At 71.9% G+C, this 25,653-nt stretch carries 27 protein-coding genes and 1 tRNA gene; 14 read left to right on the top strand and 14 right to left on the bottom strand.

Annotated features, from left to right (window positions below; genetic code table 11):
* The first annotated feature begins 15 nt into the window (after nucleotides 1–15).
* The gene (locus AB0I91_RS21210) at nucleotides 16–399 is read left to right on the top strand and encodes a hypothetical protein (RefSeq protein ID WP_499638318.1); all 384 of its coding nucleotides are present in this window, start codon (nucleotides 16–18) and stop codon (nucleotides 397–399) included.
* Nucleotides 400–462: 63 nt separating this feature from the next.
* Here the strand turns inward: AB0I91_RS21210 and AB0I91_RS21215 are convergent, their stop codons facing one another.
* Together AB0I91_RS21215 and AB0I91_RS21220 are read right to left on the bottom strand one after the other, a co-directional pair.
* Entirely contained in the window at nucleotides 463–882 is a 420-nt protein-coding gene (locus AB0I91_RS21215) for a VOC family protein (protein ID WP_499638321.1), read from the bottom strand.
* A gap of 45 nt (nucleotides 883–927) precedes the next feature.
* The gene (locus AB0I91_RS21220) at nucleotides 928–3,903 is read right to left on the bottom strand and encodes a UvrD-helicase domain-containing protein (RefSeq protein ID WP_499638324.1); all 2,976 of its coding nucleotides are present in this window, start codon (nucleotides 3,901–3,903) and stop codon (nucleotides 928–930) included.
* A gap of 257 nt (nucleotides 3,904–4,160) precedes the next feature.
* Here AB0I91_RS21220 and AB0I91_RS21225 point away from each other — a divergent pair, with 257 nt between their 5' ends.
* A complete protein-coding gene (locus tag AB0I91_RS21225) occupies nucleotides 4,161–5,069 on the top strand; it encodes a hypothetical protein (RefSeq protein ID WP_498783337.1) in 909 nt (302 codons plus the stop codon).
* A 76-nt stretch (nucleotides 5,070–5,145) separates the two neighbouring features.
* On the opposite strand, the gene AB0I91_RS21230 is transcribed toward AB0I91_RS21225, so the two are convergent.
* The gene (locus AB0I91_RS21230; protein WP_499638327.1) at nucleotides 5,146–6,291 is read right to left on the bottom strand and encodes an acyltransferase family protein; all 1,146 of its coding nucleotides are present in this window, start codon (nucleotides 6,289–6,291) and stop codon (nucleotides 5,146–5,148) included.
* Nucleotides 6,245–6,517 carry a hypothetical protein gene (locus AB0I91_RS21235; protein ID WP_498781328.1) on the bottom strand — a complete coding sequence of 91 codons (273 nt, stop codon included), beginning with the start codon at nucleotides 6,515–6,517 and terminating at the stop codon, nucleotides 6,245–6,247. The genes AB0I91_RS21230 and AB0I91_RS21235 overlap by 47 nt, the downstream gene beginning before the upstream one ends.
* A 310-nt stretch (nucleotides 6,518–6,827) precedes the next feature.
* Here AB0I91_RS21235 and AB0I91_RS21240 point away from each other — a divergent pair, with 310 nt between their 5' ends.
* Together AB0I91_RS21240 and AB0I91_RS21245 are read left to right on the top strand one after the other, a co-directional pair.
* Complete coding sequence (locus AB0I91_RS21240; RefSeq protein ID WP_499638330.1) at nucleotides 6,828–8,066, top strand: methyltransferase domain-containing protein; 1,239 nt, start codon at nucleotides 6,828–6,830, stop codon at nucleotides 8,064–8,066.
* Between the two features lie 4 nt (nucleotides 8,067–8,070).
* On the top strand, nucleotides 8,071–9,234 hold the full coding sequence (locus AB0I91_RS21245) for an acyltransferase family protein (RefSeq protein ID WP_499638333.1): 1,164 nt from the start codon (nucleotides 8,071–8,073) through the stop codon (nucleotides 9,232–9,234).
* Here AB0I91_RS21245 and AB0I91_RS21250 read toward each other — a convergent pair.
* Nucleotides 9,231–10,091, bottom strand: a complete 861-nt coding sequence (locus AB0I91_RS21250; RefSeq protein ID WP_498781323.1) for an NAD-dependent epimerase/dehydratase family protein — start codon at nucleotides 10,089–10,091, stop codon at nucleotides 9,231–9,233. The genes AB0I91_RS21245 and AB0I91_RS21250 overlap by 4 nt on opposite strands.
* 204 nt (nucleotides 10,092–10,295) lie before the next feature.
* Between AB0I91_RS21250 and AB0I91_RS21255 the strand changes: the two genes are divergently transcribed.
* The 3 genes from AB0I91_RS21255 to AB0I91_RS21265 all read left to right on the top strand — a co-directional run bounded on the left by AB0I91_RS21255 (nucleotide 10,296) and on the right by AB0I91_RS21265 (nucleotide 13,654).
* Complete coding sequence (locus tag AB0I91_RS21255) at nucleotides 10,296–11,615, top strand: nucleotide disphospho-sugar-binding domain-containing protein (RefSeq protein WP_499638336.1); 1,320 nt, start codon at nucleotides 10,296–10,298, stop codon at nucleotides 11,613–11,615.
* A 24-nt stretch (nucleotides 11,616–11,639) separates the two neighbouring features.
* Nucleotides 11,640–13,178 (top strand): MFS transporter, encoded by a 1,539-nt coding sequence (locus AB0I91_RS21260; RefSeq protein ID WP_499638339.1) that lies wholly within the window; start codon nucleotides 11,640–11,642, stop codon nucleotides 13,176–13,178.
* Between the two features lie 104 nt (nucleotides 13,179–13,282).
* The gene (locus tag AB0I91_RS21265; protein ID WP_498781319.1) at nucleotides 13,283–13,654 is read left to right on the top strand and encodes a hypothetical protein; all 372 of its coding nucleotides are present in this window, start codon (nucleotides 13,283–13,285) and stop codon (nucleotides 13,652–13,654) included.
* A gap of 83 nt (nucleotides 13,655–13,737) precedes the next feature.
* Here the strand turns inward: AB0I91_RS21265 and AB0I91_RS21270 are convergent.
* The 5 genes from AB0I91_RS21270 to AB0I91_RS21290 all read right to left on the bottom strand — a co-directional run bounded on the left by AB0I91_RS21270 (nucleotide 13,738) and on the right by AB0I91_RS21290 (nucleotide 17,538).
* Nucleotides 13,738–13,810 (bottom strand) — tRNA-Ala (locus AB0I91_RS21270).
* 63 nt (nucleotides 13,811–13,873) lie between these two features.
* Entirely contained in the window at nucleotides 13,874–14,566 is a 693-nt protein-coding gene (gene sepX / locus AB0I91_RS21275) for a divisome protein SepX/GlpR (protein ID WP_498781318.1), read from the bottom strand.
* A gap of 161 nt (nucleotides 14,567–14,727) precedes the next feature.
* Nucleotides 14,728–15,384 (bottom strand): GNAT family N-acetyltransferase, encoded by a 657-nt coding sequence (locus tag AB0I91_RS21280; RefSeq protein ID WP_498781317.1) that lies wholly within the window; start codon nucleotides 15,382–15,384, stop codon nucleotides 14,728–14,730.
* A 34-nt stretch (nucleotides 15,385–15,418) separates the two neighbouring features.
* Nucleotides 15,419–16,642: a molybdotransferase-like divisome protein Glp gene (gene glp / locus AB0I91_RS21285; protein WP_498781315.1), complete on the bottom strand. Its 1,224-nt coding sequence runs from the start codon at nucleotides 16,640–16,642 to the stop codon at nucleotides 15,419–15,421.
* Between the two features lie 14 nt (nucleotides 16,643–16,656).
* Nucleotides 16,657–17,538: a UTP--glucose-1-phosphate uridylyltransferase gene (locus AB0I91_RS21290; RefSeq protein WP_499609759.1), complete on the bottom strand. Its 882-nt coding sequence runs from the start codon at nucleotides 17,536–17,538 to the stop codon at nucleotides 16,657–16,659.
* A gap of 38 nt (nucleotides 17,539–17,576) precedes the next feature.
* Here AB0I91_RS21290 and AB0I91_RS21295 point away from each other — a divergent pair, with 38 nt between their 5' ends.
* From AB0I91_RS21295 to mscL, 6 genes are all read left to right on the top strand, one after another.
* A complete protein-coding gene (locus tag AB0I91_RS21295) occupies nucleotides 17,577–18,143 on the top strand; it encodes a 5-formyltetrahydrofolate cyclo-ligase (protein WP_499638343.1) in 567 nt (188 codons plus the stop codon).
* A 145-nt stretch (nucleotides 18,144–18,288) separates the two neighbouring features.
* The gene (locus tag AB0I91_RS21300; RefSeq protein WP_498781312.1) at nucleotides 18,289–18,579 is read left to right on the top strand and encodes an FmdB family zinc ribbon protein; all 291 of its coding nucleotides are present in this window, start codon (nucleotides 18,289–18,291) and stop codon (nucleotides 18,577–18,579) included.
* A gap of 87 nt (nucleotides 18,580–18,666) precedes the next feature.
* Nucleotides 18,667–19,176 carry an SAF domain-containing protein gene (locus tag AB0I91_RS21305; RefSeq protein WP_499609755.1) on the top strand — a complete coding sequence of 170 codons (510 nt, stop codon included), beginning with the start codon at nucleotides 18,667–18,669 and terminating at the stop codon, nucleotides 19,174–19,176.
* 782 nt (nucleotides 19,177–19,958) lie between these two features.
* Nucleotides 19,959–20,378 carry a glyoxalase superfamily protein gene (locus AB0I91_RS21310; RefSeq protein WP_498781309.1) on the top strand — a complete coding sequence of 140 codons (420 nt, stop codon included), beginning with the start codon at nucleotides 19,959–19,961 and terminating at the stop codon, nucleotides 20,376–20,378.
* Complete coding sequence (locus AB0I91_RS21315; RefSeq protein ID WP_499609751.1) at nucleotides 20,378–21,319, top strand: RNA polymerase subunit sigma-70; 942 nt, start codon at nucleotides 20,378–20,380, stop codon at nucleotides 21,317–21,319. The genes AB0I91_RS21310 and AB0I91_RS21315 overlap by 1 nt, the downstream gene beginning before the upstream one ends.
* 51 nt (nucleotides 21,320–21,370) lie before the next feature.
* On the top strand, nucleotides 21,371–21,769 hold the full coding sequence (gene mscL / locus AB0I91_RS21320; protein WP_498781306.1) for a large-conductance mechanosensitive channel protein MscL: 399 nt from the start codon (nucleotides 21,371–21,373) through the stop codon (nucleotides 21,767–21,769).
* A gap of 391 nt (nucleotides 21,770–22,160) precedes the next feature.
* On the opposite strand, the gene AB0I91_RS21325 is transcribed toward mscL, so the two are convergent.
* Nucleotides 22,161–22,352 carry a hypothetical protein gene (locus AB0I91_RS21325; RefSeq protein ID WP_230572767.1) on the bottom strand — a complete coding sequence of 64 codons (192 nt, stop codon included), beginning with the start codon at nucleotides 22,350–22,352 and terminating at the stop codon, nucleotides 22,161–22,163.
* Complete coding sequence (locus AB0I91_RS21330; RefSeq protein WP_123748144.1) at nucleotides 22,349–22,849, bottom strand: MogA/MoaB family molybdenum cofactor biosynthesis protein; 501 nt, start codon at nucleotides 22,847–22,849, stop codon at nucleotides 22,349–22,351. Before AB0I91_RS21330 ends, AB0I91_RS21325 begins: the two co-directional genes overlap by 4 nt.
* Nucleotides 22,850–22,944: 95 nt before the next feature.
* On the opposite strand from AB0I91_RS21330, the gene AB0I91_RS21335 reads away from it, so the two are divergent.
* The gene (locus AB0I91_RS21335) at nucleotides 22,945–23,964 is read left to right on the top strand and encodes an NAD-dependent epimerase/dehydratase family protein (protein ID WP_499638346.1); all 1,020 of its coding nucleotides are present in this window, start codon (nucleotides 22,945–22,947) and stop codon (nucleotides 23,962–23,964) included.
* On the opposite strand, the gene AB0I91_RS21340 is transcribed toward AB0I91_RS21335, so the two are convergent.
* Both AB0I91_RS21340 and AB0I91_RS21345 read right to left on the bottom strand, forming a co-directional pair.
* Nucleotides 23,933–24,952 carry a sensor histidine kinase gene (locus AB0I91_RS21340; protein WP_499638349.1) on the bottom strand — a complete coding sequence of 340 codons (1,020 nt, stop codon included), beginning with the start codon at nucleotides 24,950–24,952 and terminating at the stop codon, nucleotides 23,933–23,935. The two genes, AB0I91_RS21335 and AB0I91_RS21340, sit on opposite strands and share 32 nt — an antisense overlap.
* The gene (locus AB0I91_RS21345; RefSeq protein WP_498781301.1) at nucleotides 24,952–25,647 is read right to left on the bottom strand and encodes a response regulator transcription factor; all 696 of its coding nucleotides are present in this window, start codon (nucleotides 25,645–25,647) and stop codon (nucleotides 24,952–24,954) included. The genes AB0I91_RS21340 and AB0I91_RS21345 overlap by 1 nt, the downstream gene beginning before the upstream one ends.
* Nucleotides 25,648–25,653 lie beyond the last annotated feature (6 nt).

Raw genomic sequence — 25,653 nt, forward strand, 5'->3', positions numbered from 1 at the left:
TGGCGGAATCGGCGGGTGGTGATGGTCGTGGCGGGTGGCGGCGGTCGTGGCGGGATCGGCGGGCGGTGGTCGTGCCGGGCGGTGGTCGTGCCGGACGGTGGTCGTGCCGGACGGTGGTCGTGCCGGACGGTGGTCGTGCCGCACGGCGGTCGTGCCGCACGGCGGTCGTGCCGCACGGCGGTCGTGCCGCACGGCGGTCGTGCCGCACGGCGGTCGTGCCGCACGGCGGTCGTGCCGCACGGCGGTCGTGCCGGACGGCGGCGGGATCGGCAGGCGGCGGTGGGTTGGGTGGCGGGCGGTGGGTTGGGTGGCGGGCGGTGGGTTGGGTGGCGGGCGGTGGGGTTGGGTGATGGGTGGGTGGAGGGCTGGGGTGGTTCGGGGGTCGGCCTCTCGTTCTAACCGAGGTGCGGGGACGGTGTTTTCGTACAGTTTTGGGCGATGATCACTCGAAGGTGTGACGGGTTAGCAGACGCAGAACTCGTTGCCCTCAGGGTCGGCCATGACGACGTGGTGGTTCGGATGCTCCTTCACCACGCTGCCGCCGGCCGCCACCAGCTGCCCCACCATGGCCGTGATCGCCGACCAACGCTCCTCCTCCGCCACCTCCGAACTCACCCGCACGTCCAAGTGCAGCCGGATCTTCTGGGTCTTCGGCTCCCGCACCTGCTGCAGGAACAGCCTCGGACCGACACCGGCCGGGTCGTGCAGCCAGGCGCCGTCCTCCTGATCATCCTCCGGATCGGCGAACTGCGCCGCCCACTCCTCCCTCGTCCGGAACGGCGGGGGCGGGGGTTCGTCGTCGTAGCCCAGGGCCAGTTTCCAGAACGCCGCCAGCTCGCTCGGGTGGTGGCAGTCGAGGGCCAGCCCAATGGTGTGCGCCATGCCGCGACCGTAGCCCCGGGGTCCGACAGTTTCCGGCCGGAGCGCTCACAGCAGGCTGAGCTGGGTGCCCTTCCGCTTCCGCCGCGGCTGGGTGTCGCCGAGCTGGTCGTAAGCCTTCAGCGCCGCCAGGAACGGAGACCGGGGTCGCCCCGCCGCGTGGCTCAGGAACAGGTGCCGCTGCGCCCGGGTCATCCCGACGAACAGCAGCCGACGCTCCTCGTCCACCGCCTCCACGTCGTCCGACCCCGGCCAGCGCAACGGCAGCAACCCGTCCTCGCACCCGACGATGAACACCACCGGGAACTCCAAGCCCTTCGACGCGTGCAGCGTGAGCAGCGAGATCCGGTCGGCCCGCGGATCCCACGTGTCCACCTCCACCCCCAGCGCGAGCGCCGTGTGGAAGCGCTCGAAGTCGGCCCCGCACTCAAGGGCCAGAGGTTTCAGCAGCTCGTACGCAGTGTGGTCGTCACCCGCGACGGCACGCACGCGCTCCAGCACGGTGGAGCCGGCCGCGAACTTCAGGTCGTGGGCGATCCGCGCCACCCCGGGCCGGTCCGCCAACCGGTCGTGCGAGCGCTTCTGGAACGGCAGACCGGACTGCGTCAACGCCTCCACGAGCGCCCGCGCCTGCCGATCCGTCCGGTACAGCACGGCGAAGTCCGAGAATCCGAGCCCCTGCGTCCCGTCGCCCACCACCCGCCCGCTGTCGAACGCGTGGAACGACGCGCCGCCCAGCACCTGCTCGATGGTCCGCGCCACGAACCCCGCCTCGGCCGCCTCCGACGACGCGTGGTGCACGCCGATCGGCGCGTCGCCGTGGTCCACCATGGGCCGCAGCTCCCGCCCCGGCACCAGCGACGACGGCGAGATCACCTCCAACGCGCCCGTCACGACCGCCGACGACGACCGGTAGTTCCTGGTCAGCTGCACGGTCCGCGCCGCGGGGAAGTCCTCCCGGAACCGCAGGAAGAACCCGACGTCCGCGCCGCGGAACCGGTAGATCGCCTGGTCCGGGTCGCCGATCGCGGTCAGGTTGCCGTCCGGCGGCGCGAGCAGCCGCAACAGCCGGTACTGCTGCTCGTCCACGTCCTGGTACTCGTCCACCGACACCCACCGCCACCGCGCCCGGTAGCCGGCGACCAGCGCGGGCGACTCCTCCAACAACGCCAGCGGCAACGTGATCAGGTCGTCGAAGTCCACCAGGTCCTGCGCCCGCAACGCCTTCTTGTACCGCGCGTCCCCGGCGACGATCAGCGCCCGTGCCGCCTTCTCCTCCGCGACGACGGACAACGCCACCGCCAGCTGCCGATCCGGATCCGCCACCCCGAACGACGCCGACAACCCGAAGTACGCGCCGTGCTCGCGCAGGATCAGCACCCCGAGCGAGTGGAAGGTCGCGATCGTCAACTCGCCGACGGCATCCGGCGCCAACAGGGCCAGCCGTTCCGCCATCTCCTCCGCCGCACGCCGCGTGAACGTGATCGCCAGGCACTCCGACGCCGGCACGCCCCGTGACGTCACCAGGTCCGCGATCCGGTGCGTCAACGTCCGCGTCTTGCCCGTGCCCGGCCCGGCGATGATCAGCAACGGCCCGCCGTCCACCTCGGCCGCCGCCCGCTGCTCCGGGTCCAGACCGTCCAGCAACGACGAACCACCCGACTCCCGAACGGGCGCGGGCTCGACGACAGGCGCAGCCACGGGCGCCGGCCGAGCACGCTCCACAGTGGACGACTCGGGAGCGGCGTAGTCGAACAGGGCGAACGCCGAACGCCGCCGCTCGAGCTCCCCCGGCTCGAACACCCGGATCACGCCGTACTCGCCGTCGTACCCCGAGTCGCGCACCACCTCACCGCGCCGCAGCCGCGTCACCGCCTCGGCCAGCAACGGCGAGTGCACGGCGATGTCGTCCACCGGCACGTCCTGGAGGATCACCAGCTCCGGCCCGAGCGCCGCGGTCAGCTTGTCGATCTCCGCGACCACCTTCTTGCTCTTCGGCCCCGTCCCGACGATCTCGCTCATGATCTCCGGCAACGGCACCAGGCTGGTGAACCCGGCCGCGCCGGCGGGCCGGTGGCCGTGCGGCCGGTCGGCCAGCTCCGCCACCCGGCTGAGCACCCCGACCGTCAACGGCTTGCCGCACTCCGGGCAGATCCCCCGGTGCGCCAGCGTCTCCTCGGGCTCCATCCGCACGCCGCACTTGCGGTGCCCGTCGACGTGGTACTTGCCCTCCTCCGGGAAGAACTCCAACGACCCGGCGAACCCGTCTCCGGTCTCCAGCGCCGACCGCACCGAGTAGTAGTCCAGCTCGGTGTCGAACACGGTCGCCTCACGCCCCAGCGCCGGCGGCGAGTGCGCGTCGGAGTTGCTGACCAGCCGGTAGCGGTCCAGGCTCGACACCCGCCAGTTCATCTCCGGGTCGGACGACAGGCCGGTCTCCACCGCGAAGACGTGCGACGCGAGGTCGACGTAGCAGTCCTGGATCGCGTCGAACCCGGACTTGGACCCGAGCACCGCGAACCACGGCGTCCACACGTGCGCGGGCACGAGGTAGCCGCCGCACTCCAGCGTGATCTCCAGCAGGTCGCGCGAGTCGAGCCCGAGGATCGGCCGCCCGTCGGACCCGAGGTTGCCGATCTTGGCCAGCCGGGCGTTGAACCGCGCCGCCGACGACAGGTCGGGCAGGTAGACCAGGTGGTGCACCTTGCGGGTGCGGTCGCCGCGCTTGTAGATGGTGGAGATCTCCACCGAGAGCATGAACCGCACCGGCGCGGCGGCCAACGACGGCGGCAGCCTGCGGTCGATGTCGCGGTCGAGGTCGTCGCGCAGCCGGTACAGCCCCGGCGACGCCTCGACCAGGCTCGACGTCAGGTGGTCGTACCAGGCGGGGTGGGTGAAGTCGCCCGTGCCGACCAGCGAGATCCCCTTGCGGCGGGCCCACCAGGTCAGGTGTTCGAGGTCGCAGTCACGGCTGCAGGCCCGGGAGTACTTGGAGTGGATGTGGAGATCCGCCACAAAGCGCACCGGCCACAGCCTAGTGAGTGATCGACACCGAGCGGGCGCGAGGTCGCGTCGAGGCCTCATCGCCACGTGACGGCCTTGCAGGAGGACGACATCGAGCGAGATTCCCACGGAAAGTGATGACGAATCCTCACGATTGCCGCAATTCTTAGTCCGATCGAGCTAATTGAGCCCGCTTTCGACTGCGTTGCGTAACAACTGGCGGCGCACACCGAATGTCCCACCGCAGACAGGTTCGGGGTGGACGGAAGGCGGATCACTTGAACAAGATCACACGGGTGGCGGCGGCGCTGGTCGGCGCCGCTGTCGGGCTGGGACTGGCCGTCGCCGTGGCGGCGCCCGCGAGCGCGGCGGTCGCCGACGGCTACTACAAGCAGCCCTTCGACCCGACGGTGTGGCGCGTCGTCGGCGGCAACGCCCGCGCCATCACCTACGACGAGTGGGCCGCCGCCGGCTTCCCGCAGCCCGCCGCCTCGCCGACGGACTACGTGAAGTACGCGTGGTCCCCCACCGTCTACGCGGTCACCTTCTGGGGCGACCCCCAGTCGACGTGGGACTGGGACCGGCTCACCGAGTCCCAGTGGCGGGCGTCGGGCAGCCCCGCGCCGCGCAACGCGGGCTGGATCGCGGGCAGCTACTACTACCAGTGGGGCACGTCCAACGAGCTCTTCGTCGAGGGCGAGGACGGGGTGAACCACAAGCTCACCTACGGCGAGTGGTCCGCCTCCGGCTTCCGCGCCTTCGACCCGCGGTCCAACGAGGGCTTCCAGAAGCTGTCCTGGGCGCCGAACATCATGCGGATGTCCAACCTGGCCACCGGCGCCGGCTACTCGATCGGCTACGAGGAGTGGCGGGCGGAGGACTTCCCGACGCCGCAGGTCGTGCGCCGCGTCGCGAACGACCACTTCTACAAGTACGGCACCGCCCCGACGATCTACTACCAGGGCCCCGCGTTCCACCGGCCCGTGAGCTACGCCGAGTGGGTCGGCGCGGGCAGCCCGGCGCCGGAGGTCCGCGCGCCCGGGAACCCCGGCAACAGCAAGGACTGCTCGGACTTCGCCACCCAGCGCGACGCCCAGGCGTGGTTCGACCTCTACTACCCGTACTACGGCGACGTCGCGCAGCTGGACAGCGACAACGACCGCATCGCGTGCGAGTCCCTGCCGTAACGAGCACGGCGTGACGAGCGCGGAAGCGGCCCCCGCCCGAGACCGGGCGGGGGCCGTTCGCGCGTTCCGCGAGGACTCACCGCGCCGCCGTCCGCCGACCGCGCGCGGAGCCCCACCGGCGCATGGCCGGCCGCTCGACCGCGCGGTACAGCAGCCAGGACACCAGCACCGAGATCACCAGGTAGAGCGCGGTGAACCCGACGTCCGCCGCGACCCCCGCGTCGCGCTCGGGGTCCAGGAGCCCGTGCAGGTGCAGGATCACCAGCACGTGGGTCATGTAGAACGCGAAGGAGATGTCGCCCAGCCAGATCCAGCTCCGCCGGCGCAGGCCGGGCGAGCCGGTGATGTCGGAGTGCGCCGCGGACAGGACCATCATCGCCAGCGGCACCACGAGGATCGCGTGGACGAAGTACGGGAACGCCACCTGCAAGGCGACGACGTAGCCGAGCGGGACGGAGATCAGCGCGGGGCCGAGCCGCTTCGGGTACCACCGGCCGGTGATCACGATCCGGGCCAGCAGGATGCCCAGGACGAACTCCAGGAGCCGGACGGGCGGGAAGTTGTAGGTGAGCCAGGTCTGCAGCAGCGTCGTCTGGAAGGGACCGCCCTTGGGTTCCGCCGGGGTGACCGCCATGACCAGCAGGGGCACCAGGGCGATCGCCGCGAGGCAGCCGACCGCCCAGTACCACAGCCGCTCCGGCCGGATCCGGGCGACGAGCCGGTGCAGGTAGGGGAAGCAGAGGTAGAAGAACAGCTCGCAGGCCAACGTCCACGAGACCGGGTTCACCCCGCTCTGCACCTGCGGGAGGGGGATCCACGCCTCCACCAGCAGCAGCGTGCTCAGCGCCCGTAACGCGCCCACCTGCTCGCCGGCCCACAGCAGCAGCACCAGCGCCACCACCCAGGTGACCGCGTGGTTGGGGTAGATCTTGGCCAGGCGCCTGCGCAGGAACGCCCGCGGCGTGTCGTCCTCGCGGGCCGACCAGGTCAGCACGAACCCGCTGAGCAGGAAGAAGAAGGAGACCCCGGCCAGCGCCGAGCGCAGCGCCACCGCGCCGAACGGCGCCTGCTCCATGTCGCCGCCCGCGTACCAGACGTAGACGTAGACGTGCAGGACGAACACCAGCAGCGCCGCGGCGAAGCGCAGCGCGGTCAGGGAGTCGAGCCGGATGCGTTCACCCGACACCGGCCGTTCCGGTGTCGGCTTCTCGTGGACGGTCATGCGTGCGCTCCTGCTGCTCGGCCGACTCGCGTGCGTCGGGACGGAACCGGGTGGGTACGTGCGCGAGCGGGTCGGATGACCGACTCCGGCCGCGGCCCGGCCCGCGCCCGATGCCGGTCGGCCCGGCCGGCGTGCGCTCCTCGCCGCCGGGCAGGAGCAGGATCCGCGGGTTGGCGTCCGCGACGTGCGCCCGGCGGTCATCATCGGCCAGGACGCGCTCCACCACCAGGACCGATCGTGCGCGGCTACGGCCACGTGGTCCGCCCGACCGACCGGCCGTCGGCGCGGGACGGACGGGTGGGCCGGGCCGTGACCCGCCGACTTCGGGCCCCTGCAAGGGTTCCAGCGATGCGATCGCGGACCGTCCGGCCGCGACAAGGCCCGGCCGACGGGTCGAGCGGGACCGCACGGCCTCCGCGCTGGACCGAATCACCACTTCGGACCATGCGGAAACCTCGCATTGTCGAAGTAGCGCGCCGCCGGCCGGGCCGCCGACCATGGGTTGCCCACCCACCTCGCAGCCGGAGGCGATCTCGATGACCCCAGTGGATCCCGGAGGACCGGTCTGCCGGATTTGCGGTGGAACCGTCGAGCAATGCCTCGATTTCGGCACGCAGCCGGTGTCGAACGCGTTCCTGCTGCCGGAGCACATCGGCCGGGAGACGTACTTCCACCTGGCCGTCGGGTTGTGCCACTCGTGCGGCATGGTGCAGCAGCTGGAGGAAGTGCCGCGCGAGTCCATGTTCGGGTTCGACTACCCGTACCGCTCGTGCATGTCCGCGTTGATGCGCAAGCACTTCGAGCAGACCGCGCAGCAGCTGCTGGAGACGGAGCTGGCCAAGCCCGACCCGTTCGTCGTGGAGATCGGCAGCAACGACGGCATCATGCTCGACACCGTCCGCCGTGCGGGCGTGCGCCACCTCGGCGTCGACCCGTCCGGCGGACCGGCCGAGGTCGCCCGGGACAAGGGCATCCGCGTCCGGGTCGACTACTTCGAGGAGTCCTCGGCGCGCGCGATCCGGGCCGAGGACGGCCCGGCGGACGTGATCTTCTCCGCCAACACGGTCAGCCACATCGCCTACATGGACTCGATCCTGCGCGGCGTCGACGCGCTGCTCGCCGACGACGGCGTGTTCGTCGTGGAGGACCGCTACCTCGGCGACGTGGTCGAGCACAACTACTTCGACCAGATCTACGACGAGCACTTCTACCTGTTCGCGATCAAGTCGGTCGGCGCGATGGTGGCCAGGTTCGGGTTCGAGCTCGTGGACGCCGAGCGCATCCCGGTGCACGGCGGGGCGATGCGCTACACGATCGCGCGGGCGGGCCGGCGCCAGGTCACCCGGGCGGTGCTCGACCTGGCCGCCAGGGAGACCGAGATCGGCCTGGACCGGCTCCCGGTGTACGCGCGGTTCCGCGACGAGATCAAGTCGATCCGGTCGGAGCTGACGACCCTCCTGACCGAGTTGCGCGCCCAGGGCAAGACCGTCGTCGGGTACGGCGCCACGTCGAAGAGCGCCACGGTCACCAACTACTGCGGCATCGGGCCGGACCTCGTGCCGTACATCTCGGACACGACACCGGTGAAGCAGGGCCGGGTGACGCCGGGCTCGCACATCCCGATCGTCCCGCCGGAGCGGTTCACGCAGTCCTACCCGGATTACGCGCTGCTGTTCGCCTGGAACCACGCCGACGAGATCATGGCGAAAGAACGCGCGTTCCGCGAGTCCGGCGGCAAGTGGATCCTCTACGTGCCCCGCGTGCACGTCGTCTGAGCACGTGCGCCAGGACCTGCCGTCGCTCACCGGGTTGCGCTGGTTCGCGGCGCTGCTCGTGTTCGGCATCCACTTCACCGGGATGGCGCTGACCACGCCGCCGGGGTCGACCGGGCTGAGCGGGTTCGACCAGGCGGTCCACGACCTGGGCCGCACCGGGTTCATCGGGGTGTCGTTCTTCTTCGTGCTCAGCGGGTTCGTGCTGACCTGGTCGACGCCGGGCGACCAGGCGTCGCGCGAGTTCTGGCGGCGGCGCTTCGCCAAGATCTACCCCGTGTTCGCGGTGACGGCGCTGGTCGCGGTCGTGCTGCAACTGGTCGTCACCGGCGTCCGGCCGGGCTGGGACGTGGTGCTCGGCCACGTGCTCCTGCTCCAGGCGTGGACGCCGGACCAGGCCTTCGTCTTCGGCCTCAACCCCGTGATGTGGTCGCTGAGCTGCGAGGCGTTCTTCTACCTGTCGTTCCCGGCGCTGCTGCTGGTGCTGGACCGGCTGTCGGCGCGCGGCCTGCGGGTCGCCGGCGCGCTGTTCGTGGTCGCCACGTTCGCGGTGCCGGTGCTCGTGGGCGAGGTGTTCACCCTGCGCGAGCCCGCTCCGCCGGTGCTGGTGCCGCTGGACGGGTTCGAGGACCAGTTCACCTACTGGTTCACCTACGTCTTCCCGTTGATGCGCGTCACGGAGTTCGCGCTCGGCATCGTGGTCGCGCTGCTGGTGCGGCGCGGCGCGTGGGTCGGCCCGCCGCTGCCGGTGGCGATCGGCCTGTGCGTGGCCGCGTTCTTCGTCAACCGCGAGCTGCCGCCGCTGTGGCAGCGGTCGGCGGGGATGCTGATCCCGTTCGCGCTGCTCATCGCGGCGGCGGCGCGGGCGGACTCGCGGCGCGCCTGGTCCCCGTTGCGCGGCGGGCCGCTGGTGTTCCTCGGGAAGGTCTCGTTCGCCTTCTACGCGGTGCACGTGCTGATCATCATGCACACCATGGGCGGCCGCGTGCAGACCTGGCTCGCCGACCTGGGGGTGATCAGCCAGCCTGTCCTGCCGGTGTGGGGCGCGCTGGTCGTCCTCGTGGTGCAGCTCGCCGTCACCGTCTTCGTGGCCTGGTTGGTGTACCGGTTCGTCGAGGTGCCGATGACCAGGCTGTTGCGCGGGGCACGGCGTGGTGTGCCGGTCGTCTAGCCGTCCTGCACGGCTTTCCAGGTGCGGCGCAGGCCCTCGGTGAACGTGGTGACCGGCCGCCAGCCCAGCACGTCCTCGGCCAGCCCGACGTCCACCAGGATCGTCCGCCGGTCGAACCCGCGCGACGGTGACCGGTCCACCGCCGACCGCACCCCGGTCACGTCCTCGACCTCGCGTCGCAGCCGGCCGAGGGAGACGGGGTCGCCGGAGCCGATGTTGAGGGCGAACGGCAGGTCACCGGTGTGCCGGGAGATGCGGAGCAGGGCGTCCACGACGTCGTCCACGTACACGAAGTCCCGGGTGATGTCGTCGTCGCCGATCTGGCGCAGGCGTTCACCCTTGGCGACCGCGGTCAGCCAGTGCGCGATCACGCCGTGCCCGGGGTCGGTCCGGTGGCCGGGCCCGTAGAGGCTGGCCAGCCGCGCCACCACCGGGCGCACCCCCGGCGCGGCGCGCAGCACCTTTTCCATCTCCAGCTTGCACCGGCTGTACGCGGTGCCCGGCCGCAACGGCGTGCGCTCCGTGAATGGCGGCTCCGCGGCCCGGTCGTAGCAGTCCGCGCTGCCGGCCAGGACGACCGTCGGATTGGTGCCGAGATCGCCCAGGGCCGCGACGAGCCGGGTGAAGTCGGCGAGATCGCGGTCGGCCCTTTCCGGGAAGCGCTCGGCCGTTCCGGGTGTGACGCTGGTGGCGACGTAGAAGACCACCTCAGCGGTGCGGAGCGCCGGCGACAGCACGTCGTCCACGAGCGCAGGTTCACCCCTGGTGACCCGTGAGACCTGCGCGGATGCCCGTTCCAGCCCGGCGGCGAGCGCCGACCCGAGGAACCCGCGCGCGCCTACCACCACCGCATGCATAACGCCTTCCTCCGGTCGCGAACCGGCAGCGTGCCACACCGCCGCGCGCGCCCGGTACACCGTCCCGGAAAATCCGCATTTTCGAAGAAGACCCTGGACGGGCGCGCGCGCCGGTTGACAGCATGTGCCGAAAAGAAAATATGGGGACGTTTACCCGGACGGCTGCCCGCGCGCCGTTCGCCGAATGGTCGGGAAAGGCGTTTTATGCGTTTTCTGTTCACCGCATGGCCCACGCCTTCGCACCTGTTCCCGCTCGTTCCGCTGGCCAACGCGCTCATCGGCGCGGGCCACGAGGTGCGCGTCGCGTCCGCGCCCTCCCTGGCCGACGCGATCCGCGCCTGCGGCCTCACCGCGGTGCCCCTCGGCGACGGCTCGGGCACGCCCACCGGACCGGGCAAGATCGCGTCACCGGAGCTCGCGGCGCGCTTCGACGACCTCGCCGCCCGGCTCGGGCTGTCCGAGGACGAGCGCGCCACCTGGGACGTCTTCCGCTACTTCATGCTGCCGCCGATGTGGGACTTCCACCCCTTCGGCGCGTCGGCGTCCGACCCGCACCCGGAGGTCGACGACCTCGTCGAGTACACCCGCGTGTGGCGGCCGGACATGATCCTGTGGGACCCGACGGCCATCGCCGGCTCCATCGCGGCCAGGGTGAACGGTGTCGCGCACGCCCGGCTCATGTGGACCCAGGACTACTACCCGTTCGCGGTGCGCGCGATGGAGCGCTCGCCCGGTGGCTGGGACCCGTTCACGGAGACCGTGCGCCCGGCCGCCGAGCGGCACGGCCTGGAGGTGGACGAGGAGCTGCTGCTCGGGCAGTTCACCGTGGACGCGATGCCCACCGCGATGCGCCTGCCGGACGCCACGACGACGATGCCGATGCGCTGGGTGCCGTTCACCGGCACCACCACCGTCCCGGACTGGCTGGACGCCGAGCGTTCCCGGCCGCGGGTCGCGCTGTCCCTCGGCCAGTCCCGCCGGCTGGTCATCGTGGAGGACGGCTGGGACCCGGTGGCGAACGTGCTGGAGGTGGTCGGCCGGCTGGACGTCGAAGTCGTGGCGACGCTCAACGCGACCCAGCTGGCGGGCGTGCGGGCGGTGCCGGACAACGTGCGCCTGATCGACTACCTGCCGCTGAACGTGCTGCTGCCCACGTGCGACGCGATCATCCACCACGGCGCCATCGGGACGTTCGGCGCGGCGGCGACCTTCAAGGTGCCGCAGCTGATCATCGACTCCCACGCGCAGCACCTGATCCCCGCGTTCGGCGACGAGTGGTCCGCCGCCGCCCGGACCATGATCTCCAAGAACGCCGCGCGCTACGTGCCCGACCGCGGCGCGGGTTTCACCGTGGACGTGCACGACGCCCCGGAAGAGGCCACGACGCGGCTCAAGATGGTGCTCGAGGAGTCGGACGTCCGCGACGGCGTCGAGCGGGTCTACTCGGAACTGATGGCGATGCCCAGCCCGCACGACCTCGTCGCGAGGCTGGAGGAAGCGGCGCGGCGCGGGCGCACGGCGTGATCCGGTCGATGGGGAAGGTGTGACGTGGGCGCGGAACCGCGCGCCGGTGGACGCGACTGGCTGGGCTTCGCCGTCCTGGCGCTGGTGCCGGTCCTGCTCTCGCTCGACGTCAGCGTCCTGTTCCTGGCGCTGCCGGAGCTGAGCGCCGACCTGCGGCCCGACAGCGCCGAACTGCTGTGGATCGGCGACATCTACCCGTTCATGATCGCCGGTTTCCTCGTCACCATGGGCACCCTCGGCGACCGGGTCGGCCGCAAGAAGCTGCTGCTCGTCGGCGGCGCGCTGTTCGGGCTGGCGTCGGTCCTGACCGCCTACTCCGGCAGCCCCGGCATGCTCATCGCGGCCCGTGCGCTGCTCGGCGTGTCCGGCGCGATCATGCTGCCGAACACGTTGGCGCTGGTGGTGGTCATGTTCGCCAACCCCAAGCAGCGCAGCCTCGCGATCGGCGTCTGGATCAGCTGCTTCATGGCGGGCATCGCGGTCGGCCCGGTGATCGGCGGGCTGGTGCTCGACGCGTTCTGGTGGGGCGCGGTGTTCCTGGTCGGCGTGCCGGTCATGGTCGCCCTGCTGGTGCTCGGCCCGCTGACGCTGCCGGAGTTCCGCAACCCCCGGGCCGGGCGGATCGACCTGCCGAGCGTGGTGCTGTCGCTGGCCGCGATCCTGCCCGTGGTGTACGGGCTCAAGGGTTTCGCCCGGGACGGCGTCACGCCGGTGCACGCGGTCGCGCTGCTGGTCGGGCTCGGCTTCGGGGCGGTGTTCGTGGTGCGGCAGCACAAGCTGCCCAACCCGTTGCTGGACCTGAGGCTGTTCGGCAACCGCACGTTCGCGGGCGGGATCGCGATCATGCTGCTGGCGTCGGCGAACATCTCCGGTTCGATGCTGCTGGCCAGCCAGTACCTGCAGCAGGTGCTCGGGTTCTCGGCCGTGCGGGCCGGGTTCTGGCTGGTGGTGCCGGCGATCGGGCTGGTGACGGCGTCGCTGTTGTCGCCGATCGCCGCGCGCCGGCTGCGGCCCGGGTACGTGATGGCGGTCGGTCTGGCGATCGCCACCGCCGGTTTCGCCGTGCTGACGCAGATGAGCACGACCACCGGTGTCGCGCTCCTGGTGGCCGGGTCGGTGATGGTGCAGTTCGGCATCGGGTCCAGCGGGTCGTTGGGCACCGACCTGGTCGTCGGCACGGCGCCCGCGGAGGGGGCCGGTTCGGCTTCCTCGTTGGTGCAGACGGGGACCGAGTTGGGCACCGCGCTGGGCATCGCCGGTTTCGGCACGGTGGCGGTCGCGGCCTACCGGAGCGACATGGCCGCCTCGCCCGTCACCGACGCCCGCGACACCCTGCCAGGCGCCCTGACCGCGGCCGGGGGATTGCCCTCCGACGCCGCCGCCGGCCTGTTGGCCCAGGCTCGCGAGGCGTTCACCGGTGGCGTGACGCTCGCCGCGACCATCAGCACCGTGATCCTGTCGGCCCTGACCGTGGCAACGCTCGTCCTGCTCCGCCACGCCAAGCCCCTGGGCCAAGCCGCACCCGCGGCGGAACCCGCCTCGACGTCCGGCGCGGAAGGCTGAGCCCCGGACGACCGGCCGGCGTCCACGGACCAAAGGGCCGGATCAAGACCGGTGAACCGGATAGCACTCGCCGATGAGCGAACCGCGAGCGCAGAATCTCCCCCGTGAACTCCGAGATGAACCCGTCGGTCGACGTCGACGAGCCCTGGCGTGCCGAGATGCTCACCGCCATCGGCTCGGGCGACCCGCAACTGGCGAACCCGGCTCTGCTGGAGTTGACCTACGACGACCCCGACGGCGACTGGGTGGAACCGATCCTGCTCGAACACCTGTCGCCGCAGTACGACATCCGGCTGCGCCTGCTGGCCGCGACCTGCCTCGGCCACCTGGCACGCATCCACGGCAAGATCACCAGGAGCACCGTGGTGCCCACCTTGCGCGCCCTGCTGACCGACCCCGCCATGGGCGGCACGGCCGGGGACGCCTTGGACGACATCGACCACTTCGCCCCGGCAGAACCGGGAACGCAGCCGTAGCGCACCGCGCCGTTCCGCCGCCACAACGCAGAAGAGCGGGAACCGGCGAACCGGTTCCCGCTCTTCGTGTGCTGTGTCTTTTGTGGAGCTGAGGGGAATCGAACCCCTGACCTACTCGATGCGAACGAGTCGCGCTACCAACTGCGCTACAGCCCCGTGTTCTGTTGTCGTGCGGGAGGAAGCATATCAGTAGTCGGGGGGTGGTTTTGCCACCCCCCTCTACTCGCCCGAAGCCCGTCGGTACGGGAGGGCCTCGGGGCCGTCCAGCTCGACGAACAGCGGGTCCTCGTCGTCCAGGTCCACCACGACCGTGCCGGGGCGGGGCTGGTGCTGGAACCTCGGTTGCGGGGGCAGACCCGGCTGGTCACGGGACGGCTCGGCCTCGGCCGACGGCGTGGCGGCGGCGTGCGGCTGGGCGTCCGGGGCCTGCCGCGCGGTGGTGCGGCGGCGCGACTGGGAGTGCCTGGCCAGGCGGCGGGCGCGGATCTCCTCCTCGATCCGCACCTGGCGGCGCAGGTAGCCGAGGTAGGAGACCAGCGTCACGTCGACGGCGGCGTGGCCCCACCAGACGAGCGGGTAGAGCACGCCCGCCACGACGCCCGTGACCAGGGCTAGCAGCAGCAGCGTGCCGACGACGCGGCGGCGGAAGGCGTACTTGGCCTGCGCCACGATCGCCGCCGTCTCCGGGTCGTAGCCCCCGCGACCCGGGCGGAACGGTCGGTGCTCGACGAAGTCGGCGTCGACCTCGTCGTAGTCGTCGTACTCGTCGAAGTCCGTGTCTGCCTCGGGCATGGCGTCGTACTCCTCCTCCATGCTGCCGCGCGACGCGTCGGCGCGCTTGCGCGCGACCATCGGGACGAGGACGACCAACCAGGCCACGACCAGTCCCACGACGATCAGCGAGCTCGGCATCCCCGTCACCTCCCCCTACCCCGCGGCGCGCTCGGTGGTGCACATGCCACGCTAGTCACAACAGTCACACCTGTGTCGGAGGCACGCCGACCGGCGTACGTACCAAAGTGTGGTGTATCACCCACTTTCGGGTGATCCGAATAAGCCGCATGGCCTGCAGATCAGGCAGTTCGGGCGTATCCCTGTGCGACCAACCGGCGTACGAGACCCTCGGGCGACGCCTCCTCGGCGGTCATCGCGAAGCACAGGTGGTCACGCCAGTCGCCCGCCACGTCGAGGTACCGCAGGAACAGGCCCTCCTCCCGGAAGCCCGCCTTGGCGAGCACCCGGAGGCTCGCCCGGTTCTCCGGCCGGACGGTCGCCTCCAGCCGGTGCAGCCCGCCCTCGCCGAAGCAGTGGTCGACCACGAGCGCCAGCGCCGCCGTGGCCACGCCGCCGCGCGCCCGGTCGGCCGCCACCCAGTAGCCGACCCACGCCGAGCGCAACGAGCCGCGCACGATGTTGCCCACGGTGATCTGCCCGGCCAGCACGCCGTCCACGGTGATCACGAACGGCAGCGCCTGGCCGCGCCGGGCCAGCGACTTCAGCGACGACCACTGCGGCGGCCACGCCAGCGGCGCGTTGCGCTCGTGCCACCCCTCGGCCGCGGTGGGTTCCCAGTCCTCCAGGTACGCCCGGTCGCGGAGCCTGGCCCGCGACCACGCCGAGGCGTCGAAGAGCTTCGGCGGGCGCAGCTCCACCAGGCCCGCGGGGACCCTCAGCGGCCCGAGCCGCGCGGGCCAGCCGGGGTGCCGACCGCCGTCACCCGCGAAACTCATCCATCCCCACCGTGTCTCGGGCCCGTCGGGGGTCTCATCCCCGCTGGGCGAGGAAGCTGACCACGACCTCTTCGCCGACCGCCACGTCCGTGACGTCCTCGTCGACCATGATCAGGCAGTTCGCCTCGGCCAACGACGCCAGCAGGTGCGACCCGGAGGTACCCAGCGGCTGCACCAGGTACTCGCCGTTGTCCGCGTCGCGCAGCAGCTGGCCGCGCAGGTAGCCGCGCCGGCCCTTCGTGGACGTCAGCGGCGACAGCAGCCGCGCGCTGACCGCCCGCCGGTACGGGTTGCGCTTGCCCAGCGCGGCCCGGATCAGCGGACGCACCAGCACTTCGAAAACGACCAGGGCGCTCATCGGGTTCGCGGGCAGCAGGAACGTCGGCACCGCGTCCGGTCCGAGCCGGCCGAAGCCCTGCACCGAACCGGGGTGCATGGCCACCCGGGTCACGTCCACGTCGCCGAGGTCGGCCAGCGCGGCGCGCACCTCGTCGCCGATGACGCCCCCGACGCCACCCGCGACGACCACGATCTCCGACAGCAGCAACCTGCCCTCGACGACCTCGCGCATCCGACGCGGGTCGGACGACTGGATGCCGACCCGGCTGACCTCGGCGCCCGCGTCCCGCGCGGCGGCGGCCAGCGCGTAGGAGTTGACGTCGTAGACCTGGCCCTGGCCGGGGGTGCGGTCGACGTCGACCAGCTCCTCGCCGATCGAGATCACCGACACCCGCGGCCGGGGGTGGACGAGCACCTTGTTGCGGCCGACCGCGGCGAGCAGGCCGACCTGGGCGGCGCCGATGGACGCGCCTCGGCGCACCGCGACGTCACCGGTCTGCACGTCCTCGCCGGTGCGCCGCACGAACGCCGCGGACGGCACCGAGCGGCGCACGGTGACCTTCGCCGCGTGCCCGTCGGTGTAGCCGACGGGCACGACGGCGTCGGCCAGGGTCGGCAGCGGCGCGCCGGTCGCGACCCGGACCGCCTGGCCGGGTTGCAGCCGTCTGGGCTGGCGGGACCCGGCGGGGATCTCGCCGACCACCGGGAGCGTGACCGGTTCCTCGTTGGCGGCCTGCACGTCGACGCTGCGCACGGCGTAGCCGTCGACCGCCGCCTGGTCGAAACCGGGCAACGCGCGCTCGGCGACGACCTCCTCGGCGCAGAGCAGCCCCTGCGACTCGGAGATCGCCACCCGCACGGGGGCGGGCCGCACGGCGGCGGCGACCACCCTGGCGAGCTGCTCGTCCACTGACCTCATAAGTTGACCTCGTTTTAGGAGTTGGCGAGGCGTGCCCGCAACCACTCCCCCAGCTCGGGCCCGTAGTCGGGGTGCTCCAGTGCGAAGTCAACCGCAGCTTTGAGGAATCCTCCCGGATTGCCCAGGTCGTGTCGCCCGCCGCGGTGGACGACGACGTGCACCGGGTGGCCTTCGTTGATCAGCAGCGCGATGGCGTCGGTGAGCTGGAGCTCGCCGCCCGCGCCGGGCGTGATGCGCTTGAGGGCGTCGAAGATCGCCCGGTCGAGCAGGTAGCGGCCGGCCGCCGCGAACGTGGACGGCGCGTCCTCGGCCTTGGGCTTCTCGACCATGCCGACGACCCGCTTGACGTCGTCGTCACCGGTGTCCTTGACGTCGAAGACGCCGTAGGCGGAGATCTGCTCCTTGGGGATGTCGAACGCGCACAGCACGCTGCCGCCGAGCTTCTCGCGGACCGCGGCCATCTTCGCCAGCGCGCCCGTGGGCAGCACGAGGTCGTCCGGCAGCAGGACGGCGACGGCTTCGTCCGCGCCGGTCAGGTTGCCCTCCGCGCAGGCGACCGCGTGGCCGAGGCCGAGCGCCTTGTCCTGGATCGCGGTCTCGACGGCGAGCAGGTTCGACGCGCGGCGGACCTTGGCGAGCAGGTCGGTCTTGCCGCGTTCCTCGAGCGTCGCCTCCAGCTCGGGCTGCGGGCGGAAGTACTCCGCGACGGCGTCCTTGCCGGGGGAGGTCACGATGACGAGCTTCGTCGCGCCGGCTTCGGCGGCCTCGGTGGCGACGAGTTCGATGCCAGGGGTGTCGACGACCGGCAGCAACTCCTTGGGCACCGCTTTGGTGGTGGGGAGGAAGCGCGTGCCCAGGCCTGCCGCCGGCACGATTGCTGTCTGGAAGGCGCTCATGGCCTGCGAGCGTAACGGCGCGCTTAGGGTGACCTGCCATGACGTCCCGTGAACGTGATCGGAAGGCGACTCTGCGCACACGGCTGCGGGCCGGGCGGCGTGGCGCGGTGATGCCCGAGATGGTGGACGAGGTGCTGTCCGCCGTCGCCGCTTTCGGTGTTTCCGCTGGTGGGACCGTGTGCGCTTATGTCGCTTCGGCGGCGGAGCCGGGGTCGTTGGCGATGGTGGAGGCGTTGCGGTCGCACGGGGTGCGGGTGTTGCTGCCGGTGGTGGTCGGGGACGGGTTGGACTGGGCGGTGTACGACGGGCGGTTGCGGGTGGGCGCGTTCGGGTTGCGGGAGCCGGAGGGGCCGTTGCTGGGCGCGGAGGCGGTGGGGTCGGCGGCGTTGGTGCTGGTGCCGGCGTTGGCGGTGGATCACTCCGGGGTGCGGTTGGGCAAGGGTGGCGGGTACTACGACCGGGCGTTGGGGTCGGCCGCGGGGCCGGTGGTGGCGGTGGTGCGGGACGACGAGTTCGTGCCGTCGTTGCCGGTGGAGCCGCACGACGTGCGGGTGGACGCGGTGCTCACGCCGGGGCGGGGCCTGGTCCGGCTGCCGTCGGCGTGACCCGGCCTTGGCCTGTGGCGTCGCGATCCGGCTTTGGCCTGTGACGTTGACCTGTGATGTTTGCGCCACATATGCCGGGTGGCGCATCATCGGTGTTGGCACTCGTGACGGAGGAGTGCCAACCCGGACTCGTGGAGGGCTCACCGTGCCGACCTACCAGTACGCCTGCACCGAGTGCGACCACCGGTTCGACGCGGTGCAGTCCTTCTCGGACTCCGCGTTGACCGAGTGCCCCCAGTGCTCCGGCAGGCTGCGGAAGCTCTACGGCGCGGTCGGCGTCGTGTTCAAGGGCAGCGGCTTCTACCGGACCGACAGCCGTTCGTCTTCTTCCGCCGCTCCCGCGGCCACGCCGGCTCCGGCAGCCGCCAAGTCGGAGTCTTCTTCTGCTTCGTCTTCCTCTTCGACGACTTCCGCCTCGGCCGCCGCCGCGTCCTGAGCCTGAGTTGTCCACAGGCCCCCGAGTTGTCCACAGCTCGGGGGTCGACGCTGTCCTGAGCCCTGTTCCGCCCCTACCGTCGCAACCATGCTCCTCCACCTCAGAAGGATCCTGGCGGGCCTGTTGGCCCTGGTAGCCGTGGGTGTGGCCGTGCTGCCGGACGGCTCGACGGTCGACGTCCTGGTGGCGGCGCGCGATCTTGCCCCCGGCGTGCCGCTCGGTGCGGAGGACGTGCGCGTGGTCGCCGTCCCACCGTCCTTGTCGCCGGCCGGCGCGCTCTCGCCGGGCGACGTGTTAGGCCGCAGCCTGGTGAGCGCGGCCCGTTCCGGCGAACCGCTGACCGACGCCCGCCTGACGACGGCCGACCCGGGTGTGTCGTCGGTGGCCGTGCGCCTGGCCGACGCCGGCGTGGTCGGGCTGCTGCGGCCGGGGAGCCGGGTGGACGTCGTCGGCCCGGAGTCGGACGTGCTGGCCACAGACGCCTCGGTGGTCGCCGTGCGGGAGGGCGAGGTAGTCGTCCTCTCCGCCGACCGCCCCGCCGCCCACCGCCTGGCCGCCGAAACCCTGGCCGGCCCAGTCGCCGTGATCCTGCGCTAACCGACCACACCCCATCCGCTACTCACCCACCAGCACTCACACCACGGTCACCACCCGCACCACCCACGGCCGGCACCGCGCTCCCCGCGCACCCACCACCGACCAGCCCACCCACCGACCGTGCCTACGCACGCCACCCACCACGTTGCCCTGCGCACGCCGCCACTCCGCCAACCACAAACCCCCGCACACCCACCGAACGCCGCGCACCCACCGAACGCCGCGCACCCACCGAACGCCGCGCACCCACCGAACGCCGCGCACCCACCGAACGCCGCGCACGCCCGACCGCCCTGCCCACGCCAACCACCCGGCTAGCGGCCACTGGCCCGCAATCGACCACTGGGCCGCTAACCGCCGCGCACCCATCAACCCACTGCCCGCGCCGCCTCCGCCCTCCGACCACCGCGCGCCTACGGCCCGCCGCCAACCGCTGGCTGCCGGCTGCCGCTGCTGGCTGCCCACGCGACTCTCGAGGCACCGGCCCACCCGTCGCTGGCCCCTTTCCGACCCGCCAGGCCCCCTCGCCTACCGCTTCGACAACCGCCGGCTCTCAGGACCTGCGTTGCGGCTCCCTGACCTGTTCCGTCCTGACCAGCGGTCGTGGCGCGGCCAGCAGGAAGGTGGGGCCGTCGGCGGGCGGGGTGGGCGGGGTTGGAGGGTGGGTGAGCTGGGAGGACGAAGTTTTCATCGCGGGACCGATGAGTTTTCGGCGCGCCTGTCGTTCCACCCGGTACATGGATTGCAGGGTGGGGTTCGGCCCCGTTACCGAGGAGAGCACTGTGGACTGGAAGCTGGAAGTCGTCATCGTCCCCGTGTCCGATGTCGAGCGCGCGAAGACCTTCTACACCGACACGTTGGGCTTCACGCTCGACACCGACCACCGCTCCGGCGACGCCTTCCGCGTCATCCAGGTGACCCCGCCCGGCTCGGCGTGCTCGATCGTCTTCGGCAAGGGCCTCGGCGACAGCGGCGCGCCCGGCTCGCTCAAGGGCTGCCAGCTGATCGTCTCCGACATCCAGGAGGCACACGCGCACCTCGAAGCGAACGGCGTGGTGAACTCCGGGCCGCAGCACTTCGAGAACGGCACGATGGTGCCCGGACCGGACCCGGCCGGCGGCGACTACAACTCCTTCATCTTCTTCGACGACCCCGACGGCAACACCTGGGCCGTCCAGCAGGTCGGGAAGTCCGTCCGCTGATGTTCGAGCAGGCCACCCGGCAGCACCGCCGCGAGTTGCACGTCCACTGCTACCGGATGCTCGCCTCCTACGAAGAAGCCGAGGACGCCGTGCAGGAGGTGTTCCTGCGCGCCTGGCGGGCGTGGGACACCTTCGACGGCGGCAACGTCCGCGCCTGGCTGTACAAGATCGCCACCAACACGTGCGTCGACCTGATCCGGGCCAAGGCTCGCACGCCCCGGACCCAGCCGGAGATCAGCTGGCTCACGCCCTACCCGGACCGCCTGCTGGACCAGGTGGCGCCGTCCGACGACGAGCCGGACGTGGTCGCGGTCGCCAGGGAGACCGTCGAACTCGCCTTCCTGGCCGCCCTCCAACTCCTCCCCGCACGGCAGCGGGCGGCGTTGCTCGCGCGGGAGGTGTTGGGCATGACGGCGCAGGAGACGGCCGGGCTGCTCGACATCAGCGTGGCCGCCGCCAACAGCGCCCTCCAGCGCGCCCGTGCCACGATGCGGGAGCACCTGCCGTCGCACCGCAACGACTGGACGGCCCGCGAGCCGAACCCCCGGGAACGCGAGTTGCTGAGCCGGTTCATCGACGCCCACCAGCGGTGTGACGCGGAGGCGGCGGTGGCGATCGCCGCCGAGGACCTGCGGGTCACCATGCCGCCCGCGCCGCTGTGCTTCGACGGCCTCGACCAGGTCGCGACGCTGATGCGCCGCGCGCTGGGCCCCGACCGGGAAGGCGACTGGCTGCTCGTGCCGACCTGGGCCAACCGGATGCCGACCGCTGCCAGCTACCTGCGCCGACACGGCGACACGGTGTTCCGGGCGTTCAAGTTGGACGTCCTGCGCGTCGAGGACGACCGGATCGCGGAGATCACCACGTTCGGGCCCTCGACGTTCGAACGGCTCGGACTCCCCGCGACACACGTACCCGGAGCGTCACCGACCAGGCCCTGACCCGTTACCCTCCGCTGACCCCACCCATACCCCCGAACGGAGGAGCCAACCGTGATCAAGGGCTTCAAGGACTTCCTCATGCGCGGCAACGTGATCGACCTCGCCGTGGCGGTGGTCATCGGCGCCGCGTTCACCGCGATCGTCACCGCGTTCACCACGAACCTGATCAACCCGCTCATCGCGTTGTTCGGCGGCAACAACGTCAACGGCCTGGCCGTGCAGCTGGGCAAGAGCGACAAGACGATCATCGACTTCGGCGCGATCATCACCGCGGTGATCAACTTCCTGATCGTGGCCGCGATCGTCTACTTCATCTTCGTGCTGCCGATGACCAAGCTGAAGGAGCGGCGCAAGCGCGGTCAGGAGCCCGGCCCGGCGGAGCCGACCGACGTCGAGCTGCTCAAGGAGATCCGCGACCTCCTCGCCTCGCAGCGCCAGCGCCAGGACTGACCGACACGACGGACAGGACAGCCGCGACGGTCACGATGGACAGGTGAACGTCGCGAACGGACGGCCCGATCGGACAGCGCGAGTGGACGGCCCGAATGGACGGCCCGACGGTCCTCGCGCCGGCACCGACCGCGCCAGGGCTCACTGGTGACGGGACTCGGCGCGACCCGTGCCGCGGCGCCGGACCGGGATCGGCCGGAGGTGAAAGGGCCGGCGGTCGAGAACGGCCGGTCGAGAACGGCCGGTCGAGAGCGATCGGCGGGTCGGAAGCGGCTCGCGGTGCAGCGGCCGGCAGTGAAGCCGCCGGCGGTGGAAGCGGTCGGTCGGGTGATGCGGAGGTGACCGGGCGTGCCTTGGCGGCGCCCGGTCAGCCGCGGTCCGGTGAAGAGCACTACCCGCCGTGGTGAGGTGGCCGGTTCTCCTCGTACCACCGGTCGTCACGCCCGGTCGGTCGTGGTTCGTCCGACGAGCCCTCCGGCAGCACGTCGCCGAACACCTCGGCCAGCCGACGACGCCGCGCCGCCTCCGCCGCGGCCGAAGCGGCGGCGGCAGCGGCGTCGGCGTCGTCAGCCGGCTCGGTCATGCCTCGTCCAACCCCGAGAGCTGCTCGATCACGTACGGCACGAGCGCCGACAACGTCGCCATGCCGTCGCGCACCGCCGACCGCGACCCGGCCAGGTTCACCACGAGGGTGCTGCCGGACACGCCGACCAGCCCTCGCGAGATGCCCGCGTCGACGGCTCCCGCCGCCAGCCCCGAAGCCCGGAGCGCCTCGGCGATGCCGCTGATCGGCCGGTCGAGCACGCCCTGCGTGGCGTCCGGCGTCACGTCGCGCGGCGACACACCTGTGCCGCCGACGGTGACGACCAGGTCGACACCGCCGATCACCGCGGTGTTCAGTGCGGCGCGGATGCCCACGACCTCACCCTCCACCGCGACCGTCCCGTCGACGATGAACCCTGCTTCCTCCAGCAACTCGGTGACCAGCGGTCCTGTGCTGTCGTCGTGCTCACCGTGCGCCACCCGGTCGTCCACGATCACGACAAGGGCGCGTCCCAGTCGCTGCGCGCTGCGTTCCATGAGCGCCACCGTAGCCAATCGGAGGATCTGACGGTTCCGTGACGTCACGCTGTCGCACCGCCCGCTCCCGCCGGAGGACCCCTAACTTCGGTGACGTGCGCGTTCTCCTCACCGGCGGGGCCGGGTTCATCGGCTCACACATCGCCGACCACCTGACCGCCCAGGACCACGACGTCGTCGTGCTCGACGCCTACCTGCCCCAGGCCCACCGCGACCGCCCACCGACGGCCCAGGACGTCACCGATCTCGACACGGTGAAAAAACTGCTCGACGGGGTGAACGCGGTCTGCCACCAGGCCGCCGTCGTCGGCCACGGCCTCGACCCGTCCGACGCGCCGCTGTACGCCCGCAACAACGACCTCGGCACCGCCGTGCTGCTCGCCGCGATGCACGAGCGGGGCGTGGAGCACCTGGTCCTGGCGTCGTCGATGGTCGTGTACGGCGAGGGCCGCTACGAGTGCGCCGAGCACGGCGTCGTCCGGGCCGCGCCACGCCGCCAGGCCGACCTCGACCAGGGCCGCTACGAGCCGCCGTGCCCGCACTGCGGCAGCCCCCTGGAGCCACGCCTGGTCCCCGAGGACGCCCCGCTGGACCCCCGCAGCACGTACGCCGCCAGCAAGCTCGCCCAGGAGCACTACGCGGCGGCGTGGGCACGGCAGACGGGCGGCTCGGTGTGGGCGCTGCGCTACCACAACGTGTACGGCCCGATGATGCCCAAGGACACCCCGTACGCGGGCGTGGCGAGCCTGTTCCGCAGCGCGCTCGAACGCGGCGAGGCGCCCACCGTCCTCGAAGACGGCCGCCAACGCCGCGATTTCGTGCACGTCACGGACGTGGCGCGGGCCAACGCCCTGGCCCTGAGCCGACCGGGCGAGCCCGGCACGCTCACCCCGCTCAACATCTGCTCCGGCGAGCCGCACACCGTCGGCGACCTCGCCACCCACCTGGCCGAGGCGTGCGGCGGTCCGCGGCCGCGCATCGTCGGCGGCGCGCGCCCGGCGGACGTCCGGCACGTCGTCGCCGACCCCGCCCGGGCCCGCGAGCTCCTCGGCTTCGACGCCGCAACGACCTTCGCCGCGGGGGTCAAGCAGTTGGCAACGGACCGCCTGCGCTGAGCGGCAACCGCACCTCGAACCGGCAGCCGCGACCGTGGTTGCGGGCGTCGATCGTGCCCTGGTGCGCCTCCACCAGGCCGCGCGCGATCGCGAGCCCCAGCCCGCCGCCGACGGGCTGCCGGTGCGGCGCGCCGCGGAACGCCACGTCGAACACCCTGGGCAGGTCCGCCTCCGGGATGCCGCCGCAGCCGTCGTCCACGCGCAGCAGCGCCGACGGCCCGTCCACGTCCACCCGCACGGCCACCGTGCCGTCCGGCGGGGTGTGGCGGATCGCGTTAGACAGCAGGTTGCGCACCACCCGGGCCAGCTCGGGGTCGCTGCCCAGCACCACCGGCCACGTCGCCGCGTCCGCGCGCAGCCGCACGCCCTTGCGCGAGGCCACCGGGCTCTCCGCCGCCACCACCTCGCTGACCACGTCGGCCAGCGGCACCTCGGACAACGTCAGCCTCAGCGCGCCCGCCGTGATGCGGGACAGCTCGAACAGGTCGTCCACCATCCCGGACAACGCCTCCGCCTCGGCCGAGATCCGCCCCGCGTACCCGGCGACCTCGTCCCGCCGCGACACCACGCCGTCGGCCAGCGCCTCGGCCATCGCCCGGATCCCGGCCAACGGCGTGCGCAGGTCGTGGCTGATCCACGCCACCAGCTCGCGCCGGGACGCCTCGGCCGCGCGCTCCCGCTCCCGCGCCTCGCTCTCCCACACGCTGCGCCGCGCCAGCGCCCGACCCAGCAGCACGGCCGTCGGCACCGTCACCAACGCCACCAGCAGGCACACCAGCACGGTCGTGGTGAGGATCGGGGTGAACATGAACCCGCTCACCGCCAGCACGCCGCCGATGGTCGCCACCACCGGCACGATCGCCAGCACGGTCAGCGCCGTGGCCAGCGACCCGTTCTGCAACCGCCGCAGCAGCACCGCGCCGAGCAGCGCCAGCGGCAGCGAGAACAGCACCGCGTACGGGAGGATGTGGTAGATCTCGATCAGCATCACGCACCGCCGTCGTACCGGTAGCCCACGCCCCACACGGTGGCGATCCGCACCGGCCGGGCCGAGTCGACCTCCACCTTCTCCCGCAACCGTCGCACGTGGACGGTCACGGTGGACTGGTCGCCGAACTCCCAGCCCCACACCCGCGAGAGCAGCTCGCCGCGGTTGAACGCGGTGCCCCGGTGGGTCAGGAAGAACACCAGCAGGTCGAACTCGCGCGTGGTCAGCGACAGCTCACGCCCGTCCAGCCACGCCGACCGCGCGCCGACGTCCACCCGCAGCCCGCCGTCGCTCAGCACCGACGCCGTCCGCGCCGCCGCGACCCGCGACCGGCGCAGCACCGACGTGACCCGCAACGCCAGCTCGCGCGGGCTGAACGGCTTGGTCACGTAGTCGTCCGCGCCGAGCTGGAGCCCGGCGATCCGGTCCTCCTCCTCGCCCAACGCGGTCAGCATCACCACCGGCACGGCGCTGCGCAGCCGCAGCCGGCGGCACACCTCCAGCCCGTCGACGCCCGGCAGCATCAGGTCCAGCACCACCAGGTCCGGCTCGCGTTCGGCGAACCGGCGCAGCGCGCTCTCACCGTCACCGACCAGCTCGACCTCGTGGCCTGCCAGCTCCAGGTACCGGCGCACCACGTCGCGCACGGTCACGTCGTCGTCCACGACGAGCACCCGCCCGGTCGTCTCACCCATGTCCGC

The sequence above is a fragment of the Actinosynnema sp. NPDC049800 genome (assembly GCF_040656635.1).
GTDB lineage: Bacteria > Actinomycetota > Actinomycetes > Mycobacteriales > Pseudonocardiaceae > Actinosynnema.

What these genes read in the sequence shown, in the direction of transcription:
- AB0I91_RS21215 (WP_499638321.1), bottom strand. Translation starts at nt 882, where the DNA reads ATGGCGCACACCATTGGGCTGGCCCTCGACTGCCACCACCCGAGCGAG.
- AB0I91_RS21230 (WP_499638327.1), bottom strand. Translation starts at nt 6,291, where the DNA reads ATGACCGTCCACGAGAAGCCGACACCGGAACGGCCGGTGTCGGGTGAA.
- AB0I91_RS21240 (WP_499638330.1), top strand. Translation starts at nt 6,828, where the DNA reads ATGACCCCAGTGGATCCCGGAGGACCGGTCTGCCGGATTTGCGGTGGA.
- AB0I91_RS21250 (WP_498781323.1), bottom strand. Translation starts at nt 10,091, where the DNA reads ATGCATGCGGTGGTGGTAGGCGCGCGCGGGTTCCTCGGGTCGGCGCTC.
- AB0I91_RS21255 (WP_499638336.1), top strand. Translation starts at nt 10,296, where the DNA reads ATGCGTTTTCTGTTCACCGCATGGCCCACGCCTTCGCACCTGTTCCCG.
- sepX (WP_498781318.1), bottom strand. Translation starts at nt 14,566, where the DNA reads ATGCCGAGCTCGCTGATCGTCGTGGGACTGGTCGTGGCCTGGTTGGTC.
- AB0I91_RS21280 (WP_498781317.1), bottom strand. Translation starts at nt 15,384, where the DNA reads ATGAGTTTCGCGGGTGACGGCGGTCGGCACCCCGGCTGGCCCGCGCGG.
- glp (WP_498781315.1), bottom strand. Translation starts at nt 16,642, where the DNA reads ATGAGGTCAGTGGACGAGCAGCTCGCCAGGGTGGTCGCCGCCGCCGTG.
- AB0I91_RS21290 (WP_499609759.1), bottom strand. Translation starts at nt 17,538, where the DNA reads ATGAGCGCCTTCCAGACAGCAATCGTGCCGGCGGCAGGCCTGGGCACG.
- AB0I91_RS21295 (WP_499638343.1), top strand. Translation starts at nt 17,577, where the DNA reads ATGACGTCCCGTGAACGTGATCGGAAGGCGACTCTGCGCACACGGCTG.
- AB0I91_RS21305 (WP_499609755.1), top strand. Translation starts at nt 18,667, where the DNA reads ATGCTCCTCCACCTCAGAAGGATCCTGGCGGGCCTGTTGGCCCTGGTA.
- AB0I91_RS21315 (WP_499609751.1), top strand. Translation starts at nt 20,378, where the DNA reads ATGTTCGAGCAGGCCACCCGGCAGCACCGCCGCGAGTTGCACGTCCAC.
- AB0I91_RS21325 (WP_230572767.1), bottom strand. Translation starts at nt 22,352, where the DNA reads ATGACCGAGCCGGCTGACGACGCCGACGCCGCTGCCGCCGCCGCTTCG.
- AB0I91_RS21330 (WP_123748144.1), bottom strand. Translation starts at nt 22,849, where the DNA reads ATGGAACGCAGCGCGCAGCGACTGGGACGCGCCCTTGTCGTGATCGTG.
- AB0I91_RS21340 (WP_499638349.1), bottom strand. Translation starts at nt 24,952, where the DNA reads ATGCTGATCGAGATCTACCACATCCTCCCGTACGCGGTGCTGTTCTCG.
- AB0I91_RS21345 (WP_498781301.1), bottom strand. Translation starts at nt 25,647, where the DNA reads ATGGGTGAGACGACCGGGCGGGTGCTCGTCGTGGACGACGACGTGACC.